This window comes from Nonomuraea turkmeniaca (assembly GCF_005889735.1).
GTDB lineage: Bacteria > Actinomycetota > Actinomycetes > Streptosporangiales > Streptosporangiaceae > Nonomuraea > Nonomuraea turkmeniaca.
The window spans coordinates 1-20,105 of sequence record NZ_VCKY01000078.1; the positions used below are offsets into that span (position 1 = coordinate 1).

The following is a 20,105-nucleotide window of genomic DNA, read 5'->3' on the forward strand; positions in this document are numbered from 1 at the left end:
CCCCAGACCCCCCACCCCGGCGGGCGCGGCCATCGCCGTCAACCCAGCCTCCTACAACGCCGCCAAAACAACCGGGGCGACCTGGACGGTCGGCTTCAACGGCACCTACACCGGCGGCGTCAACACCCCTCCCACCGTCTCGTGCGCCGGCAACGGCACCGGAGCCCCGCAGCAGACCCTGGTGGTCTCCCCCACCAGCGTGAGCGCGCCCGAGGGCGGGACCGCCGGCTACACGGTCCGCCTGCAGTCCCAGCCGTCCGGCACCGTGACGGTCCCCAGCACCGCGGGCACTGGGGACGGCGACATCACCGCGAGTGGCGGCGCCGGCCTGATCTTCACCACATCCAACTGGAGCACCCCGCAGACCGTGACGCTCCGTGCGGCAGAGGACGCCGACAACGCCAACGGTACCCGGCCGATTAGCGTCTCCTCCTCCGACCTGACCTCCGTCACCGTGAACGCCACCGAGGCCGTCAACGACGGCGGCACCGGTGACGCGGCACCCGCCCTGCGCGTCTCCGGGAACCGACCGGTCACCTCCAGCGGTACCGCCTACCGACTGCTGCGCGTCAACCGGGCCAGCGGCGAGTTCCCCTGCGTGCAGGGCAAGGGCATGTGGGACAGCGGCCCTGTGGATCAGGCCTCGGCCGATGCGATGAAGGCCTGGAACATCCACGCAGTCCGGATCCCGCTGAACGAGGAATGCTGGGTCGGTGTCAACGGCTCGCCCAGCGGCGCCACGTACCAGCGGAACGTCAAGGACTACGTGAACCTGCTGGTCGCCAACGGCATCACGCCGATCGTAGAGATGCACTGGAGCCACGGCCAGTACACCGCTGCTCCAGAGCCATGGTGGCGGCTATGGACACTCCGTCCACGACCGCCCGGTAGAACGTCAGGTCGCCAACGCGTTCGCTCTGCAGGCCGAGGGCGAGCCGCGCTGCCTGGGTTTTCGAGCGGAAGGATGGTGATCACGCGGCCAACTTCAACGGTCACGACGCCACCTACGTCGCGCTACCGAAGAGCTGGACTGCACCCTGGTCACCACGGACGAGAAGATCTACAAGGTGGCCCGCAAGTACATCGACGTCGATCTCTGCTGATCTCTCGACCGATCGTGAATCTCCGCCGTGAAGCTCATGCCCTCGGCCTCACCACTTTTGGTCCGGCTGCCTCGGACCCGCCTGCCGGGCGTGATCGAGCACGTCGAACGTCGTCCTGGACTCCCAGGGGCTGCTGGGCCTCGCCACTAACGCGTCTACGATAAGCGGTTATGCCCTCCACCCCGCTGGAATCCCGAGTCGCGAAGGCGGCCGAGGCCGCGCTGGACGAACAGGGGTTCGTGGACCCCATCGACGTGCTCGTCGGGATGGGCTGGCTCACCCGCGCAGGGATCGAGAACTGGCGGCGCGCCCGCGTGCCGTACCTGGAGAAGATCGTCGACGCCAACCTCGGCACGTTGTCCAGCGCCTTGCTCATCCTGCGCCGCTGGGCTCAGGCCCGTGAGCTGAGACCGAGCGAGAGCGAGACCGTCTACCTTTCACGCACCCGCGATCGCCGTCCGCTGCGCTTCTCCAAGACCGGAGATCGAGGTTTGGAGCGCGCTTACCGGACCCATTGGGTGCCGGCACGCCGGTGATGCTGTTCATCGCCCTTCTCGACCTGCTCGAACGGCAGTGGGCCGCGCAGCTGCGCCAGGTGTCGCTGGTGTCGGAAGCCGACGTTCCCGAGGAGATGTCGACGGCGGCGGCCGAAGCGCTCGGGCACGTCTACGGCCATGAGGAGGTCGCCGTCCGCTGGCCCGCCTGCGTGGCGATCTCGCTCACCCGCATGGCGGCGGCCGGCGAGGCGTTCTGGCCTCGCTGGAGAGTGGCCACAAAGCGCCGGGGCAACGCGGCTGGCTGGGGTAAGGCGTTCCTGGCCGCGCTGGACGTCTTCGGGCTGCCGCGTGAGCCCACCGCCACCCAGTCGATCATGTTGCATGCCGGACGACCGGTGCCGGAGCCGCCCCGGCGCCTCCTTGACCCGTTCGGCGGGGGTATCTCCGGGCCGGCGGGAGAGGACCTGCTCGTTTTCGCCGAGGACGGCCGAGAGCTGACCGGGGACCTGCCACCCGGTCCGGTCTGGGTCGCTCATCGCCGCGACGGCGCGCTGACCTCTGATGGCCCGCTGCGTACGATCGCCGAAGGCCTGCTGCCCTTTGGCTGGGAGCAATGGCGGCTGGCGCTGGTCTCGCTGGAAGGTGGAAGCTGGCTGGCTGCGGCCTCATCCGGGGCCGACGGCCGCAGGAGGCCGGTGCGGGGCAAGGCCGGGCCACGGCTGCTCCCGGGGGAGGCCATCGGCGGCGTCAGCACACCGGACGGCGCCGCCGTACTGGCTGGGCCGCCTGCCCTGTGGCTGCCGCGGGGAGACTGGCGGGTCACGGTGGAACGGGCGGGCGGTACGGCACACCGAGCCGACGCCGCCGACCCGTGGGCTCTACTGCCCAGGCCCTTGCTCGGGACCTTCACCGTGACGGTCTCGGGTGCGGATGGCCGGCCCAAACGGCACACTGTCACCATCGTCGAGGGGCTGCGGGTCCGCTACGACCCGCCGATCCGGCTGTTCGAGGGAGACGGCCTGGCTCCGGCGGACGTGTCCTTCCACACCGGTCCAGGGTTGACAGCGACGCCGCAGGCGCTCACCTTCACCGCCGCGCAGACAACGCGCCCGCTCACCTGCGTGGCGTCCGGGCGCCCGCTGGCACTCGCCGTGCGCCCACCGCACATGCGGGTGCGCGTGGATCAGCAGTGGCACACGGCGCCGCCCCGCCTGACGCCGGAGCATCGGTGGCTGCGGCTGGACGTGCCCGGCCTGACGAACCCGCCCATCGAGGTGATCGCGGGCCGCGGCGCCGTACAGGAGTTGACCGCGCACGCCCGCGGCGACTATCCGCTCGTGCGCCTGCGGGACACCGTGCTGGCGCACGGTGAGATCACTCTGCGGGTACGGAACACTACTGTGGCCACAATGTCTCCTCCGCAACGACCGGCACCAGATCCGTGGCTCTGCAACGATTAACCCATGGATCCCCTCGCCACCAGCGCGCTCATCGCCGGCACCTACCGGCGCTACCTGCGCTCGCTGCTGCCCGTGCGCGAGCCTGCGATCGCCGAGGCGCTCGCGGAGCAGATCGAGGCCAGTCCGCTGCTGACCAAGGGGCCCCTGCTTGAGGCCACCCCGCCCTACCGGACGGGCGCGACCTTGCGCGAGCTGATCGGCCAGCGGGTGCTCGATCCCGCCTTCGCCACGCTCGGCAGCAGGGCGCTCCCGCTGGACCGGCCGCTCTATCTGCATCAGGAGCAGGCGCTGCGCAAAGCGGCGACGGGCCGGAACCTGGTGGTGGCGACCGGCACCGGCTCAGGCAAGACGGAGAGCTTCCTGCTGCCGATCCTGTCCGCGCTGACCGCCGAGGGCGACCCGCCGCCCGGGGTACGGGCGCTGATGCTCTACCCGATGAACGCGCTCGCCAACGACCAGCTCAAACGGCTGCGGGACCTGCTCGCCGCCGCGCCGCAGATCACCTTCGGCCGCTACACGGGCGACACCCCAGAGCGGGCTCAGCAGGGTGCCGCTCTGTTCGAGGAGCTCAACCCCGGCCGGCCCCGGCTGCCCAACGAGTTGCTCAGCCGCGAGGAGATGCGGGCCGCTCCCCCGCATCTGCTACTCACCAACTACGCGATGCTGGAGTACCTGCTGCTCCGCCCCGACGACCTGGAGCTTTTCGAGCACGCCGAGCGGTGGCGGTTCGTGGTGCTGGACGAGGCTCATGTGTACGACGGCGCCAGGGCCGAGGAACTCGGGATGCTGCTGCGCCGGTTGCGTGACCGGGTGGCGCCCGGGCGCAGGCTGCAGGCCATCGCGACCAGCGCCACGGTCGGTGACGAGGGCGCGGCCGTCCTGGACTTCGCCGCGCGACTGTTCGACGCGCCGTTCGACGATGCCGACCTGGTGACCGCTACCCGGGTGGAGATGCCGTCCGGGCCGTTCTGGGGGCCGCTCACCGCGGCCGACTACCGCAAGCTGGCCGTGAGCGAGGATCCGGCGGCCGAGCTGGTCCGCCGCTCCGGGATGTCGCACGCGGGTACGGCTCTCGCCCACGAGCACGCGATGGCCACCCTTCGCGGCAGCCTCGCGGCTGGACCGAAGCCCATCGCCGAACTGGCCCGGCTGATCTTCGAAGGGCAGGAGGAGCCGGACGAGGCGCTGGCCGCGCTGGTGGCGGTGGGCGCGCGGATCGCCGACGGCGCGGGCAGCCCGGTGCTGTCGGCGCGCTATCACCTGTTCGCCCGCGCCACCGAGGGCGCCTTCACCTGCCTGACCGGCCCGCACGTCGCGCTCGGCCGTCATGAGAGCTGTCCCACCTGCTCCAGTGCCGTCTTCGAGTTCGGCGCGTGCAAGCGCTGCGGCGCGGTCCACCTGATGGGCGCGGTCGAGCCGGCCGACCGGCGGTTCACCCCCAGGGTAAGCGGGATGGAGTCCAGGGTCTGGCTGCTGCTCGGCGACACACCCGAACTGGCCGACGAGGACGACGAGACCCTGGAGGAGGGGCCGGAGACCGAGGCGCAGGACGCCTTCCTGTGCGGCAGGTGCGGCGCCCTCCACGCGACCGCGCTGAGCCCTTGCTGCGTCGGCTGCGCGCTGCGTCCGGTACGCCGGCTGAAGACCAAGGCCAGCTCGCCCAGCGGTTGCCTGGCCTGCGGGGCGCGCGGCGCCGGGATGATCCGCCTGTTCGAGAGCGGTAACGAGGCCGCGGCCGCGGTCCTGGCCACCACGCTCTACCAGGCGCTGCCGCCCATGCCGGAGCAGGAGGACCGGCCGGGCGGCGGGCGCAAGCTGCTGACCTTCAGCGACAGCCGCCAGGCCGCCGCCTACTTCGCTCCCTACCTGGAGTCGAGTTATGCCCAGATCCAGCAGCGCAAGCTGATCCTGGACGGACTGGGCCGCGCCGTACGCCGCGACGACGATGCCACCGTCGACGACCTGGTGGACGAGGTGGTCGGGGCGGCCGGGGACGCGGGCGTGTTCGAGCGCCGCGCCTCGCGCCAGCAGCGGCGGCGCACGGTGGCGTTGTGGGTGATGCGCGAACTGGTGGCCATGGACGAACGCCAGTCGCTGGAGGGGCTCGGGCTGCTGCGGGTCGAGCTCGGCAGGGAGCCGGGCTGGCGGCTGCCCGCACCCCTGCTGGAGCTGGGGCTGAGCCCGCAGGAATGCTGGTCGCTGCTGGGCGAGCTGGCCCGCTCGCTGCGCCAGCAGGGCGCGCTGACCATGCCGGAGGAGGTCGATCCGCGCGACGAGCTGTTCGATCCCCGCCGTGGTCCCATCTACGTGCGCGGCGACGGCGCCGAGGCCAGGCTCAAGGTGCTCAGCTGGCTGCCGACGCGAGGTGTCAACCGCCGGCTCGACTACCTGCGCAGGGTGCTGACCGCGCTCGGGTCCGGGGCGGACGCGCGCGAGATCCTCGACGGCTGCTGGAGGCTGCTCACCTCGCTGCGCGACGGCTGGCTGAGCTCGGCGGCTCTACCCAGGCTCGGCCAGGTCTTCCAGCTCGATCACACTTGGCTGAAGCTGTCGGCGGCCGGGGCGATCCACCGGTGCGGCCTGTGCCGCAGGATCAGCACCGTCTCCGTGCGCGGGGTCTGTCCAACGCTCGGCTGCGCGGGCACTCTGACGCCGGCGGAACCCGACCTCGGCGATCATCATCGGGTGCTGTACCGGTCCATGGCGCCGGTGCCGCTGGTGGCCAGGGAGCACACCGCCCAGTGGACCGGGCTGGAGGCCGCCGACATCCAGCAGCGGTTCCTGCGCGGCGAAGTCAACGTGCTGTCCTGCTCGACCACCTTCGAGCTGGGCGTCGACGTGGGCGAGCTGCAGGCGGTCATGCTGCGCAACATGCCGCCGGCCACCGCCAACTACATCCAGCGGGCCGGGCGGGCAGGGCGGCGCACTGACTCGGCCGCGCTGGTGCTGACCTACGCCCAGCGGCGCTCGCACGATCTGTCCCGCTACCAGGAGCCGGAGGCGATGATCGCCGGGCGGGTGCGCGCGCCGTACGTGCCGCTCGGCAACGACCGCATCGACCGGCGGCACGCGCACTCCGTGGCGCTGGCCGCCTTCTTCAAGCACGCCAAGGAGACCTCGGGCGTGGTGTGGAAGACGGCGGGCAACTTCTTCCTGTCCGGCGCGAGCGCGCAGGTCAAGGACTTTCTCACGCCGGTGCCCGACGGGGTGCTCCGCTCGCTGCGCCGAGTGCTGCCCGCGCCGGTGCAGGTGCAGATCGGCGTCGACTCGGGCGCGTGGGTGCACGACCTCGCAGACCTGCTCGAGCAGGTACGGCTGGAGCTCGCGGCAGACATCGAGGCCTTCGAGGAACGCAGGAAGGAAGCCTTCGACAAACGCCGCAGCGATCTGGCCGCCCGCTACGAGCGAACGGTCAACACGCTGACCCGCCGATCCCTGATCGGTTACCTCGCCAACAGGAACGTGCTGCCCAAATACGGCTTCCCCGTCGACAGCGTCGAGCTGCGTACCGCGCACTGCGACAGCCAGGTGGGCGCCAGGCTGGAGCTGAGCAGGGACCTGTCCACCGCGATCTACGAGTACGCCCCAGGTTCCCAGGTGGTGGCGGGCGGCGTGCTCTGGCGCTCCGCAGGTGTCTACCGGCTGCCGGGGCGGGAGCTGATCAGCCGCACCTACGTGGTCTGCCGTACCTGCCAGCACTACCGCGAGGGCGACGAGACGCTGGAGGCGGCCTGCCCGGCGTGCGGCAGCGCGGGCGAGGGCGCGCCGCGCCAGTACTACGTGCCCGAGTTCGGCTTCGTCGCCGATCATCGGACCGCGAAACCGGGGACGGCGCCGCCTAGGAGCGCCTGGCACGGCTCCACTCACATCGTCTCGCTCGGCGAGGAACTGGCCGAGAGCCGGTGGACCTCTACCAGCGGGGCGTCGGTGTGGTGCAGGTCGGGGTCGCGCGGACGGCTGGTCATGCTGTCGGAAGGACCGGCCGGAAGCGGCTTCCTGATCTGCGACTGGTGCGGCTGGGGCACGCCGAACCGGGGCAAGACGGCCAAGTCGCACGTCAATCCGCTGCGGCAGGGCGAGTGCACGGGACCGCTGCGCTGGCGGTCCCTGGCTCACAGCTTCGAGACCGACCTGGCCGAGCTGCGCTTCGACGCGCTGAGCTCAATGCCGCCGAGTCCGCGACCAGGCTCGATGTCGCCGAGTCCGCGACCAGGGCTGATCTCCGCCGCTCACTGGCGTTCCTCCCTGTACGCCCTACTCGAAGGGGCGGCCGACGGGATGGAGATCAGCAGGAACGACCTCGACGGTGCGGTCAACCCCGGCGCCGACGGGCGGACCGGGCTGGTCCTCTTCGACACGGTGCCCGGCGGGGCAGGCGCGGCGCTGCGCGTGGCCGGTGCGCTCGACGTGGTCGTCGAGGCGGCGCTGCGGCGGGTCGCCTCCTGCGACTGCGGCGCCGAGACCTCCTGCTACGGCTGCCTGCGTACGCGTCGCAACGAACGCCACCACGACGAGCTGAGCCGCGGCGCGGCCCTGCACGTGCTGGGCGGACTGCGCGACCTGCGGGGGCAGTCCCCCGCATCCTCCGAAGGCCGATGACGCTGTGCGGAGTTGTCGGTCGTGTACGCCATGCTGGATGAGATTTGAGACCTCCTGAGAGCCGGATGGGACCAGTGAACCTCGAAGACGCACCTGGCGCGTTCGGGATCGACGCGTTCACACTCGACGACCGGATGCGGCTGTTCCACTTCGCCGCGGCGGAGAAGCGCCTGGAATACCTGTGGGTGCTGCGTGCTTTCGACCGCGGGCGGGCCAACTACCAGGTGCTGCTGCACGCCTCCGGCGTACGCGATCTGCTTGACGAGCTCGGCGCCCCACAGGTGGGCGATGTGCAGTCGCTGCTCGACTCGCTGAACGACTGGCAGCTGCTTGACCGCAGCTATGACGGCACCAGGGCGGCCAACCTGGCCGAATACCGCAACAGGCACTACATCTACCAGTTCACCCAGGCGGGCTATCGCGCTTATCGCGCGGTGGAGGAGGTGCTCGGGGCCAGGCTGGAGGACGCCCAGCTGTCCAGGCTGATCTTCCCCGACATCCTGGCCGACCTGGAGGCGCTTGCCGAGGCCAACAAAAGTGGTGACGGCGACGAGGTCTACCGCAAGCTCAGCCGCTTGGACCAGGTCCTCGGCGACATGGCGCAGCGGGCCGCCCGCTTCTACCTGATGCTGGGCGACCTGGCCCGCACCAACGACACCAGGCCAGAGGTGTTCCTGTCGCACAAGGACTCGTTGCTCACCCATATGCGCGAGTTCACCGCCGAGCTGGCCAGGTTCACACCCCGGCTGGCGCGAGCCGTACACGAGGTGGCGGATACCGGAGTGGACCGGCTGATCGCGCACGCGGCCGCGGCCGACGACCGGCTCTTCCGCGCGCCCGGCGAGCGGGAGGACGACTGGCGGCAGCGCTGGGCGGGCCTGACCCACTGGTTCGGCGACGGCGCGCACAGCGAGGCCGAGCGGCTGCAGAGTGCGACCGTCACCGCGATCGCCAACGTGCTCGCGCTGCTGCGCCGGGTGACCGAGGCGCGCAGGGGCGGCGTGAGCAGGGAGAGTCAGCTGCGGCACCTGGCGCAGTGGTTCACCTCGTGTCCCGACGACGATGCGGCGCACGGCCTGTTCCAGGCCGTCTTCGGCCTGGGCGGCCCGCGGCACCTGTCGGTCACGCACGAGGATCCCGAGCTGATCCCGGCGCGGCGGTCCTGGTGGGACGCGGAGCCTGTGCGCCTGGCCAGAGGGCTGGTCGAGGCGGGCAGGGAGCCACGTATGTCCGGGGCCACCGCCAGGATCGAGCGCAACGACGCCCAACGGCAGTGGCTGCGCGCCGAGCAGCTCAAGCTGGCCAGGCAGCGGCGCGACGCGGCGGCCACCCTGGCCGGAGACGGCCTCTACGGGCGGGTGCTCGACGAGCCTGAGACCGTCACCCTGCTGAGCCTGCTCGATCATGCACTCAGCGCCCGGGTGGCGACCAGCCGCCGGGTCACCGCGGGCGGCTCCGCTCATGGCGTACGGCTGACGCTGCACCCCTGCGAGGGCTCCACCACCGTGCGAACCGTACGCGGGCGCCTGCACCTGAACGGCATGCGACTGGAGGTGTCGAGGTGAGTGTTGCCGAGCAGGTTAGCCCGCTTGAGCTGGCCGACTACCAGCGGGCGGTCCGGCTGCTGCTGGCCCATCCGCTGGTCACCGAGGTCCATCCGAACAGGGCGGCGCTGCCGCTGGTCCGCCGGTGGGCCGTCCAGCTGCGCACCGATCTGCACGAGTTGCTCGGCTACCGCCTGGTGACCACGGCCAACACCGCGCGGCTGCTGCGAGTGCAGGACGACCTCGATCTCACCCGTCCGGCCGTGACCAGGACCGACCGGCCCTTCGACCGGCGCAGATACGCCTACCTGGTGCTCACGCTGGCGGCTCTGGGCCGATCAGGCACCCAGATCGCGCTCAGCGAGCTGGCCGAGGCCGTCGCCGCCGACGCGACCAGGATCGACGGCCTGGGCCTCGACACCGAGCGCAAACCCGACAGAGACGCCTTCGTCGACGCGGTGACCTGGCTGACCGAGCGCGGCGCGCTGGCGCTGGCCGACGGCTCCGCCGCCGACTGGGCCAGCAGTCCGGACCGGGCCGAGGCGCTCTACGACATCGACCGCGAGGTCGTCTTCGCGATCTACCGGCCGAGCCGGGTGCTGCAGCATCTGGGCTCGGTGACCGGGCTGCTGGAGACCGATCGCGGCCTCGCGCAGGGCGTGCACCGTATCCGCGAGGCCGCCGCGCGGAGGGCCAGGCGGCTGGTGCTCGAGCGCCCCGTCGTCTACTACGCCGACGTGAGCGAGTCGCTGCGCGGCCAGTTGCGCCACCCCGGCCTGGCCGAGGACCTCGAGCGGCTGACCGGGCAGGCGGTGGAGCGTCGCGCAGAGGGTTTGGCCTTGATCGACGCCTCGGGCCGCCTGTCCGACATCCGCTTCCCCAGCGGCGGCACCCCTTCCCAGGCCGCGCTGCTGCTGTCCACGCGCATCGCCGCGCAGGTCGAGAAGAGAAAACTTCCGACGATGCCCGCGCCGACCGCGGCCGAGCGCACCGAGGCCAGTGCCGCGAGGATCGACGCGGGTCTGCCACTCCGAGGCGTGGTGGCCGAGCTCACCGTGGAGGAGCCTGGCACCGAGACCGAGACCGAGACCGAGACCGAGACCGCCGAGAGCGCGCTCTACCCGTTCCTCACCGACGCGTGGCTGAAGGGCGCGATGAAGGAGCTCATGAGCACCTATGGCTCCGCCTTCGCCCTCGTCTGGCGGGGCGACCCCGACCGGCTGCTGCGTGAGGCTCTACGCCTGCTGTCGGCGCTCGGGCTCGTCGCCCGCGTCGAGGGCGGCGTGCTCGCGCTCCCCTTGCTGGCCCGTTACCGGGCCACGACCGCCGAAATCAAGCCCGCACCTGCCAAGCGACCCGCCAAGGAAACATCGTGACGCGCTACGTGCCCACCCGGGCCGGGATCATCAACCTGTGGGACTACCGGGATGAGGAGTTCACCTTCGCGAACGGCTGGCTGATCCTGCGCGGCCCCAACGGCTCTGGCAAGACCAAGGCGCTGGAGGTGCTCTTCCCGTTCGTGCTCGACGGGCGGATCGACCCCAAACGGCTCAACCCGTTCGCCTCCGAGGACCGGACGATGAAGTCCAACCTGCTCTTCCGCGGACAGGACACCGCGCTCGGCTACGTCTGGCTCGAGCTGCGCCACCGCGACACCGGCCAGGCCGTCACCGTGGGCATCGGCCTGCACGCCCAGCGCCACCGCGACGCCCCGGTGCGCTGGCACTTCGTCGCCGAGGGCCGCGTCGGCGAGGACTTCTCGCTGCTCACGCCCGACGACCGGCCGATGACCAGGAAGCAGCTCGTAGAGGAGCTGGGCGAGCACGCGCTCACCGCCTCACCGACCGACTACCGGCACGCGATCGATCAGCGGCTGTTCGGCCTGGGCAGGGAGCGTTACGAGCAACTGATCACGCTGATCTTGACGCTGCGCCGCCCGCAGCTGGCCAAGAACCTCGACCCGGGCAAGCTGTCCGACACCCTCACCGACGGGTTGCGTCCCATCGACGACGAACTGATCGCCGAGGCGTCCCGCTCGTTCGACGACATGGAGAGCGTGGCGCGGACCCTGGAGGGGTTGATCGCCGCCGACGAGGCGACGCAGGCGTTCCTGTCCAGCTACACCACCTACCTGCGCACGCACTCGCGCTGGGCGGCCGACGCGCTGACCCGCCGCCGCGACGACGTCGCAACTCATCGGGGAGCGCTCGAGGCCGCCACGCGCACCCTGACCACAGCCGAACGGGAGCAGGTGGAGGCCGAGGCGGCCATGGTGGCGGCCGAGGAGGCGCTGGCCGGCCTGCGCGCCCGGCTGGAGCAGCTCAAGAGCAGCGCCGCCTACCAGGCCGTCGAGCAGCTCGCCGACCTCGAGCGGCTGGTCAGGACATGCGCCGAGACGGCCGCCACCGCCGTCACCCAATGGGAACGCCGGGCCGCCACCACGCGGAAGGCCCGAGTCCAGCTGTCCTCGGCCCAGCGCGAGCTGACCGAGCTGGCAGCGGCGGTCTCCCGTACCTCAGCCGACTTGGCGGCCGAGGCAGCCGCCGCCGGGATCGCCTGGCGTCCTGGCGACGCTGAGCGTGGCGGCTTCGCCGATCGGGTGGGCGGCCGGGTCGCCGCCAGGGCGGGCGATCTGCGGGCAGTCCGCGAGGCGCTCGCCACGGTGCAGAAGGCCGAGCAGGCACGCGACCTGTCCAAGGTGGCGCTCGATCAGGCCATGACCGCGCTCGCCAGGGCGGAGGCCGCCGAGGCCGAGGCGGCGCAGGCGGTGGCCGAAGCACGCGATCACGCCAGGGAGCAGCTCGCTTCCTGGGCCGGACACCACCGCTTCGACGTCGCACCCCTGGAGGCGGCGCTTGAGCAAGTGGGTGAGCCGGATGCGCCCGCCCTCGACACGGTGTTCGCGGGGCTGACGGCGGCTGCCGCACAGGATCTGCGCGACACCCTCGCGCGGCTGCGCGCGGAGCAGTCCGCTGCGGAGGCCGAGCGTGCACGGGTCGGTGCCGAGCGGGCGCGGATCGCGGCGGAGCACGATGACGCGCCGCCGCCCTTCGCAGCTCGTACGGCTCCGCGCGAGGCAAGGGCAGGTGCACCGCTGTGGCGGCTGGTCAGGTTCGCCGATCAGGTGTCACCCGAGCAGTCGGCGGCGGTCGAGGCGGCGCTGGAGGCGGCCAACCTGCTCGACGCGTGGGTGACGCCGACGCCCGTGAGCGTGGCGGCCGGGGATTCTGAGGGCTACCTGGAGCCTGGCGTCCCGGTCACGCCCAGCCTTGCCGAGTTGCTGGCTCCCGAGGAGGGCACGCCGGTCTCCCCTGAGCGGATCACCGCGATCCTGCGTTCCGTCTCGCTCGGCGGGCAGAGTCCGACGATCACTCCCGACGGGCGGTTCGCGCAGGGTATCCAGGTCGGCGCCCATCACAAGGAGCACGCCGAATATGTCGGAGCCACCGCTCGGGCGCGCCGCCGTGCCGTACGTCTTGCACAATGTGACGCCAAGCTGGCTGAGCTGGGCGACACCATCACCGGTCTTGACCGGCAGCGGGCAGGCGCCGAGTCGGCGCTGGACGCCATCGACGCGGCGCGCGCCGCGCTGCCCAGGACCGGGCCGATCGCGGCCGCCCTGCACAAACACCAGGGAGCAGCCGGTCGACTGCGAGCCACCAGGGAGAACGCCGACGAGGCGCAGAGCGGCTACGACGCGGCCGTGGCCGCGTGCGGCGCGACCGAGAGGGCCCTGCGCCGGGCCGGAGCCGAGCACGCGCTCGACCCCGAGCAGGTCGAGGAGGTGGCGCAGGCCCTGCGGCGCTTCGAAAGCACGGCGGCCGCGCTGTCCGGTCGGTGGCGCGAGGAGGCGCGGCAGCGCGAGGCCGTCGAGGATGCCACCGAGCGGCTGGAATCGGCGGCCGACGACGAGGCCGCCGCTGAGCAGAGCGCGGTGACGGCGCGGCTGCGGCACACCGAGGAGGCCGCCAAGCTGGAAGTCCTCCAGCAGACCATGGGCGCGGAGGCGAGCCAGGTGCTGGCCGAGATCGAGGCGGCGGAAGGCGGCATCGTCGCCGCGTCCAGGGCGGTCGAGTCGGCCAGGAACGCCGAGCGGACGGCGCTCACCGAGACCGCCACGGCCCGCGCCCGGCTGGCGGCCACACAGGAGTCCTTGCAGGTCGCGGTGGGTGAAGAACGCCAGACGGCCAGAGGGCTCGCGCCCTTCGCCCAGCGTGAGCTGCTCGATGTGCTCAAGTGCCCGCCAGGCCTGACCTGGCCCGCGCAGGAGGCCGACTGGCTCGGCGAGCAGCTGCCCGGAGCGGTGCGCGCCGTACACGAGGCGATCCTCTCCGTGACCCGCGACCTGACACCGACCGAGATCTCGCTCAAGCAGTCGACCACTCGCCTGGCCAAGGCTCTGGACGACCTGCAGGCGCAGCTCACCGCCGCCGGACAGGACTACCGCCCGGAGTGGGACGGCGCCGACGGGGTGATCGTGGTCAGAGTCGCCGACGAGGACGGCCTGCTGCCGGTGGGCGCCTTCGCCGCGAAGATGACTGAGGCCCGCCGCGACCAGCAACAGCTGCTCAGCGAGTCCGAGCAGCGCATCCTGGAGGACGCGCTGCTCACCCGTCTGGCTCAGCAGATTCACGACCGCACGGTCGATGCCCGAGACCTGATCAGGCTGATGAACACCGAGATGCGCTCGCGCAAGATGTCCTCCGGCACCACGGTCGGGGTGAGCTGGCAGCTCGCCGACAACCTGGAGGAGGAGCAGCGGGCGGTCTGCGGGCTGCTCGACGCCGACGCGGCCAGGCTCGGTCCCGATGAGCTGAGCCGGATGCGCGCCCATTTCGCCACCCAGATCAAGAACGCCAGGGCGCGCGAGCGCGAGCTGCCCTACCGCGAGCTGCTCACCAAGGTTCTCGACTACCGCCGCTGGCGGCACTTCACCTTCCAGCTCGTACGGCCCGGCGGCGCCGAAGAGCGGCTCACCCGCGCCAAGCACAGCCGTCTGTCCGGAGGCGAGCAGTCGGTCTCGCTGCACCTGCCCCTGTTCGCCGCCGCCCACGCCATGCTCAACTCGGCCAGACCTGACGCTCCCCGGCTGCTCGCGCTGGACGAGGCGTTCGCCGGGGTCGACGACACCGGGCGCAGCGAACTGATGGGCCTGGCCGCCCAGTTCGATCTCGACCTGTTCATGACGGGCTACGACTTGTGGGCCACGCACGCGGCCGTGCCCGCCGCGGCCCACTACGACCTGGCCCACTCGCCCGTCGAACATACGGTCAGCGCCCTGCTGCTGGTGTGGGACGGAGCAGAGCTGCTGGCCGACGACACAGGTGAGCTGACCGTGGCGCTCGGCTCCCCCGGGGTGCGGCGGGTGCCCATTGGCTGATCTCCCCGGCCGCCTCCTGGCCGCCGCTCGCCGTCGCCTGGAGCGTACCGGAGGAGCGCTGGAGGGCTCGATCGGGCTGAACGCGCCCACGGACGATGAGCGGCGCGCCATCATCGGCATCACTGGGATCTATCGCCCGGAAGGCGTCAAACGGCTCACCGTGTCGCTGGCCGACCTCGATGCCACGATCCCCGGCGGGCTGCTCCAGGCGCTGGGCGGCCAGGTCAGGGACAGAGCGGCGGAACGCGCTGCCGAGGAGGCAGCGAGGGAGGAGCTGCTGGCCGCGCCCTCCAAACACGCGGGAACCCTCTGGTTCGCCGACTGGCTGGCCGCGATGAGCGCCGACGGCACCCTCACCCGCCTGATCCGGCGCGGCGACGGCCACCTGATCTCCCAAGCGTGCGCCGTGCTCGATCTGCTGCCTGCGTCCTTCGTCCCGCTGCCGGTGCTGGCCGAGGCCGCTACGGGAGACACCAAGGCGCTCGGCCGTAGCAGCCCGCTGGCCACGCTGGTGCTGCGCGCGCTCGCCTTGCGCACGTCCGGGGAGCCGGAGCGCAGGAGCTCGCGCGAGCTGTGGGAGTCGGCCGGGGTGATCGTCGACGACCTGGCCAGCCAAGTGCTCGTGCTCAATGTCAGGACCCGCGGCGGCAGCGTGGTGTCGCGCTGGCTCGATGACGCCGCCGCGCACGGCATCCCGTTTCGGCTTACGCTCCAGCAGCAGGTCGAGTACGAGATTGTGCCGGACGTCGAGGAGATCTTCGTCTGCGAGAACCCCGCGGTCCTTCGCGCCGCCGCTGCCGAGCTCGGCACGGCGTCGGCCGCCCTGGTCTGCACCGAGGGGATCCCCTCGGCGGCCTGCCACAGGCTGCTCACCGGGTGCACCCGGCTGCGCTGGCGCGCCGACTTCGACTGGACCGGGCTGCGCATCCTCGCCTCTGCCCGACTGCGGCACGGCGCGATCCCCTGGCGAATGGGGGCGGCCGACTACTCCGCCGGGCTGGAGCTGGGCGAATCCACCCCACTCACCGGCAGCCCCTCGGCCAGCCTATGGGACCAGGCCCTCGCCGACGCGATGGCCGCCGCCGGCCGCGCTGTCATGGAGGAACGCCTCATCCCCGCACTCCTCGCCGACCTGACACGAACGAGGTGAACGGCTATACATTGCGGCCCCGTCATCCCAGGGTGACGGCGGTGCGACGGACCCGCAGCGCGAACTCCTGGCCGACGCCAGGCGTACACCCGAGGTCCTCAAACAACTTCGCGATGGAAGGGGCGGGGGCGGCGTACAGGGGAGCGCGCCGAGCCAGACACCAGTGTGCCTGGTCGCTGTCGCCGTGCTGGGCGGTGACCTCCACGACGCGCAGATCGTAGCGGGCGGCGTGAACGACCGTCGCACGAGCCTGTGAGCCCTCGCCGGTCGGTTCGCTATGGTGGCGCGGATCGAGCACGACGTGGCTGGGGATGGTGAAACCTTCGCCGCGAACCCCGTACTGCTCCGGGTCGTCCGGCTCGACGATCAGTACCCTACCGGCAGCTCGGTGTCCATGCCGAGCCGCCAGGCGCGATGGCGGGCGCTCGGTTGCAACGGAGGCGCCTTCCTGGAGTTCGAAGGTGATCGCTGCCGAACAGCTGAACCGGAAATGCCACCTACCACAATCGTGATCACATATATCGAGCAACCACGAACGATCCCAACAAGACCACAGATCAGACTGAAGATCAGAGGAGCGAGCGATCATGAAATCTCGAATCAAGATCACTGTGCAGTGCTAAGGTATCGTCACCCGATACTCGGTAACCCCGGCCCGCGCTGGGGTTTTTTCATGCCCACGACCAGTGTCCCTTCCGGATGAAGTTAGCGGCCGGAACAGGTTCTGACCTGTGGCACGACACCCTGGCTCGGACGGTTTCGGAGCGGACTTGTTCAGGTCGCTCTGTCGGTGAGAGGAACTCAAACGTCCGGCTAGTAGATGTCAGTGCCCTTGGACATAGGGGAAGACCTGGCTGAAGTCACGGGCAGCGAGCCGGTCCCGGCGGATGCCGAAGATCAGCATGGCTCCGTCTCCGAAGATCATCCCGTTGTCCTCGTCAAGCTGGAGAAGATTGACCCACTGGGAGGCCTCCGCCGCGAAGCCGGGATCATCCGGCCTCAGCCCGGCCGCGGACGCGGCCGCGGTTTCGACCAGCGACTGCAGGGCGTCAGAGTAGCCGCCGACCTGATGCTGCGGCCCAGGCCTCTTACGCCGTTGGTCGTATAGCTCAAGCTCCCAGGCGAAGGTCTCGCCACCGTCCCCGATGTCGGGATCCTCGTCGTCGAGGTCCTCGTCGTCGGGATACACCATGCGGTCCCACACCAGTTCCCTGGCCGCATCCAGACTCCCGAAGGCGTCCAGCACAGCAGGGTGGCCAAGATCTGGCCAGCTCGGCTCGGTGACTGCGGCGAGCGGCACCTCGGGGAACACCCGCGCCTCCCCGCGGACGGGCACCTCGCGCTCGGGGACGCGTACGGCCCCGGGAGGCAGCGGGATCACCTGCGCGGCCGTGCAGTCCCAGGTGGCGAAGAACAACAGCGTGCCCCCGGTGGACAGGTCGATGTCCGACTCGTAGGCCGCGAGTGCCACGCAGTCCAGTTCGGCGAGGAACTGCATCGCGGGACCACGGTCGCCGGCGCGCGGCCACGGCATCCCTTCAGGTAGCCGGGGCAGGCCGCCCAGTCGGCCGACCGTGGTCGCGCCCTTCTCGGCGATCGACAGCCGGATGGCCGGATGGGCCAGGGCGAGGAACGGCTCGGCGAGCTCCTCGGGTAACAGCTCCCGGACGTACTCCGCGAAATCCAGCATCCAGTCCTGCACGCCGCTCATACTGCCCGGACCTGATCTGGAACGGAACCAGTGGGCGAGCAGCGACACAGTCTGCCGCCCACGGCGACGTACCGGACCTTGAACTTTCCGTGTGTTGAGCGACAGGATTTCGACAGCGCCCGGCGACAGACTATGGCAGTAGCAGCGTGACAGCTTTTCGGTGTGCCTCCCGCCGTGGGCTGCGCGGCGATCGTCCGCGCCTACCTCGCGAGTCTGGCCGCCAGGCGCAGCACCGGCCCGCTGTTCGTCCGCATCGTCATGAGGAAATAGCCCCAGCGCCACGCTCGTCTTGCAAGGAGAGTCTCCAAGGTCAGCGGACTTCGCGCAGGAACCGCTCGGTCACGTGCCGGGTGATCTGGCTGCCGAAGCCGCCCCAGCTCAGGTCGAACTGGTGATCGGCGTACGGGATCTCCACCAACCTGTGCTCGACCCCGGCGGCGGCCAGACGGCCGGCGAAGGCGCGGGTGTCGGCGGCGGGCTGCAGGAAGTCGCGCCCGCCCTGGACGAGCAGGGTCGGCGGCAGCCCCCGGCGGAGGTAGGTAAGCGGGGAGACGCGCTCGGCCTCCTCTGGCGACAGCAGCGGGCCCTCCTCGGTGAGCTGCCGCCGCAACGGTTCGGCCAGCCGGAACGAGGGTGTCATGGGCTTGGTCATGTCGGCCGGGGGGTACCAGGCGACGACGGCGGCGATGTCCGGCTCCGGGGCGGGGCAGGTGGGGGGCAGTTCGGCGGCGGTGGTGTAGGCGGCCAGCAGAGCCAGGTAACCGCCCGCCGACTGGCCCATCATGACGATACGGTCCGGGTCGGCGCCGTAGCGTCCGGCGTTGCGGGCGACCCAGCCCAGCGCGCACTTCACGTCCCCTGGCGTCCTCCGCCAGTCGTGGGAGCGGAAGAAGCGGTAGGAGATGTCGAACACGACGTAGCCGGAGTCGGCCAGCCAGGCGTCCCAGCGCGGGAAGAGGCTCTGCCCGGCCTGCTGCGTGCCGCCGTGGATGTTGATCACCGCGGGTGCGGGAGCGCTGGCCGGTCGTGGGGGCCGCCAGACGTCGAGCATGAGGTCAGTGCCGCCGATCCGGGCGTACCGGACGGTGGCGTCGGGTCCGCGTGCGGCGGTGCTGGACAGCCCGTCGAAGTACGGCGACAGGCTCAGCGGGACGTCCAGTTCCCGCGTGGTCGCCCAGGCCGATACCGGCGGCAGCAGGCCCGCGACGAGCAGCATCGCGTTGACGAGCGCCACTACCCCCGCGCTCCACGCCGCGCCCCACTTCCTCGCCAGGACGGCCGCCCCCGCTCCCAGCACCGCGAGGGCCGCCAGGACCAGGCTGAACTCCGTGACCAGCATGCCGAGCGCCCACAGCTCCAGGTTCGGCATCGGCAGCAGCGCCAGCGCCGCGAGGACGAGTGCGATCACAGCGAAGAGCCAGGCCCCGATCAGCGCGATCCTGCGGCGTCCTGTGTGCCGGTGCGCTGCCATGGACGTCCCTTTCCGAATACGGTCGTATTTAATACGACTGTACCCGCATACCTCCGCATGCGGGAGACTGGAGGAATGCCGAAGTCGGTCGATCACCAGGCACGGCGCTGCCACATCGCCGCCGCGCTGCTGCGCGTCACCGCGCGGAAGGGAATGGAGGCGGTGAGCGTCCGTACGGTCGCGGCCGAGGCGGGCTGTTCGGTGGGCGCGGTGCAGCGTTACTTCCGTACCAAGGACGAGATGCTGCACTTCGCTCTGCGCAGTGTCGTCGAGTCGGCCAGGCGGCGCCTGGACGGGATCCGCCTAGGCGGCCCGGACGGGATGACGTTCGCCGGCGCGCTGCGCGCCGCGATCCTGCAGTCGCTGCCCCTGGACACGGCCAGGCTGGGTGAGGCCCGCGTCTGGGCCGCCTTCTACGCGAAAGCCGCCGTGCAGCCGGACTTCGCCGAGGTGATTGCGGAACTGCACCGGGAGGCGCTCGGCAACCTGGACCGCGCCCTGCGGTATGCGCGTTCCACCGGCGAGCTCGGCCCGGGCCAGGATCCGCAAGCGCTCGCCCGCCTCATCCTGGTGATCATCGACGGCCTGATGTGGGCCATCCTGATGGATCCCGGGCTGGATATCGCAGCCGCCGCCTCGGACGCGGATGCCGTACCGCAGCTCGCGGCGCTGGACGCGGCGCTCGGCCTGATCACACGCTGATCGGTGGCTACGGAGAGTGGGCGATTCTCCTGACATCGGTGTCGCGCCGACTGTCATCCGTTGTCGTTCGCCACTGACATTCCGTGTCGCTCACCACCCCGGGCCACCCCCCTCCAAGGGCTCCACCGGCCTGTGCTCGCCCGATGCGCCGGGCGTTCACGCCGGCGGCCGACGCGTTTCTTGGGGCCGTTGTCAGGTCCGCTGCATGGTTTCGGAGGAACCCAGCGTGACCTGCGGCTCGACAAGTTAGTTCGGACAGGGGGCTCATCGTCGTCCGGACTAACTTGTCGGTTTCGCCGCCGATCGGGCGGCCAGCGCCACCTGGGACGAGATCGGCTCAGTTCTGGATGTCAGCCCTGACACCGCGGTTGACGGCGGGCCGGCTACGCGGCTCAGTCGAGAATGAGCGGGCTGCCGAGAGCCACCTCGGGCTGAGAGCCGGTCCAGGGACAAGCTTCCCTGCCGGGTGGGACGATGGCACGGGGACG

At 71.0% G+C, this 20,105-nt stretch carries 11 protein-coding genes and 1 pseudogene; 9 read left to right on the plus strand and 3 right to left on the minus strand.

Annotated elements, in window-relative coordinates:
• The 8 genes and pseudogenes from ETD86_RS57120 to ETD86_RS23075 form a co-directional block, all read left to right on the plus strand.
• A pseudogene (locus ETD86_RS57120) lies at positions 1-1,267 on the plus strand (glycoside hydrolase family 5 protein); the annotation flags it as partial.
• A 6-nt stretch (positions 1,268-1,273) separates the two neighbouring features.
• A complete protein-coding gene (locus tag ETD86_RS23045; RefSeq protein WP_138668238.1) occupies positions 1,274-1,639 on the plus strand; it encodes a hypothetical protein in 366 nt (121 codons plus the stop codon).
• The gene (locus tag ETD86_RS23050) at positions 1,639-3,060 is read left to right on the plus strand and encodes a hypothetical protein (RefSeq protein ID WP_138668239.1); all 1,422 of its coding nucleotides are present in this window, start codon (positions 1,639-1,641) and stop codon (positions 3,058-3,060) included. The genes ETD86_RS23045 and ETD86_RS23050 overlap by 1 nt, the downstream gene beginning before the upstream one ends.
• A 3-nt stretch (positions 3,061-3,063) precedes the next feature.
• Complete coding sequence (locus tag ETD86_RS23055; protein WP_138668240.1) at positions 3,064-7,659, plus strand: DEAD/DEAH box helicase; 4,596 nt, start codon at positions 3,064-3,066, stop codon at positions 7,657-7,659.
• 74 nt (positions 7,660-7,733) lie between these two features.
• A complete protein-coding gene (locus ETD86_RS23060) occupies positions 7,734-9,224 on the plus strand; it encodes a TIGR02677 family protein (protein WP_211370246.1) in 1,491 nt (496 codons plus the stop codon).
• Positions 9,221-10,579 (plus strand): DUF2398 family protein, encoded by a 1,359-nt coding sequence (locus ETD86_RS23065; protein ID WP_138668241.1) that lies wholly within the window; start codon positions 9,221-9,223, stop codon positions 10,577-10,579. The genes ETD86_RS23060 and ETD86_RS23065 overlap by 4 nt, the downstream gene beginning before the upstream one ends.
• Positions 10,576-14,583: a TIGR02680 family protein gene (locus ETD86_RS23070; RefSeq protein WP_211370247.1), complete on the plus strand. Its 4,008-nt coding sequence runs from the start codon at positions 10,576-10,578 to the stop codon at positions 14,581-14,583. Before ETD86_RS23065 ends, ETD86_RS23070 begins: the two co-directional genes overlap by 4 nt.
• On the plus strand, positions 14,576-15,733 hold the full coding sequence (locus ETD86_RS23075; RefSeq protein WP_138668243.1) for a TIGR02679 family protein: 1,158 nt from the start codon (positions 14,576-14,578) through the stop codon (positions 15,731-15,733). Before ETD86_RS23070 ends, ETD86_RS23075 begins: the two co-directional genes overlap by 8 nt.
• 22 nt (positions 15,734-15,755) lie before the next feature.
• Here ETD86_RS23075 and ETD86_RS23080 read toward each other — a convergent pair whose 3' ends face one another.
• The 3 genes from ETD86_RS23080 to ETD86_RS23090 all read right to left on the minus strand — a co-directional run bounded on the left by ETD86_RS23080 (position 15,756) and on the right by ETD86_RS23090 (position 18,915).
• The gene (locus ETD86_RS23080; protein WP_138668244.1) at positions 15,756-16,343 is read right to left on the minus strand and encodes a hypothetical protein; all 588 of its coding nucleotides are present in this window, start codon (positions 16,341-16,343) and stop codon (positions 15,756-15,758) included.
• 213 nt (positions 16,344-16,556) lie between these two features.
• The gene (locus tag ETD86_RS23085) at positions 16,557-17,444 is read right to left on the minus strand and encodes a DUF1963 domain-containing protein (protein ID WP_138668245.1); all 888 of its coding nucleotides are present in this window, start codon (positions 17,442-17,444) and stop codon (positions 16,557-16,559) included.
• A 310-nt stretch (positions 17,445-17,754) separates the two neighbouring features.
• Positions 17,755-18,915, minus strand: a complete 1,161-nt coding sequence (locus tag ETD86_RS23090) for an alpha/beta hydrolase (protein ID WP_138668246.1) — start codon at positions 18,913-18,915, stop codon at positions 17,755-17,757.
• Between the two features lie 75 nt (positions 18,916-18,990).
• On the opposite strand from ETD86_RS23090, the gene ETD86_RS23095 reads away from it, so the two are divergent.
• Entirely contained in the window at positions 18,991-19,617 is a 627-nt protein-coding gene (locus tag ETD86_RS23095; protein WP_138668247.1) for a TetR/AcrR family transcriptional regulator, read from the plus strand.
• Positions 19,618-20,105 lie beyond the last annotated feature (488 nt).

Excerpts from the sequence above, each read along its gene's own strand:
- ETD86_RS23045 (WP_138668238.1), top strand. The coding sequence starts at position 1,274 with ATGCCCTCCACCCCGCTGGAATCCCGAGTCGCGAAGGCGGCCGAGGCC.
- ETD86_RS23050 (WP_138668239.1), top strand. The coding sequence starts at position 1,639 with ATGCTGTTCATCGCCCTTCTCGACCTGCTCGAACGGCAGTGGGCCGCG.
- ETD86_RS23055 (WP_138668240.1), top strand. The coding sequence starts at position 3,064 with ATGGATCCCCTCGCCACCAGCGCGCTCATCGCCGGCACCTACCGGCGC.
- ETD86_RS23085 (WP_138668245.1), bottom strand. The coding sequence starts at position 17,444 with ATGAGCGGCGTGCAGGACTGGATGCTGGATTTCGCGGAGTACGTCCGG.
- ETD86_RS23090 (WP_138668246.1), bottom strand. The coding sequence starts at position 18,915 with ATGGCAGCGCACCGGCACACAGGACGCCGCAGGATCGCGCTGATCGGG.
- ETD86_RS23095 (WP_138668247.1), top strand. The coding sequence starts at position 18,991 with ATGCCGAAGTCGGTCGATCACCAGGCACGGCGCTGCCACATCGCCGCC.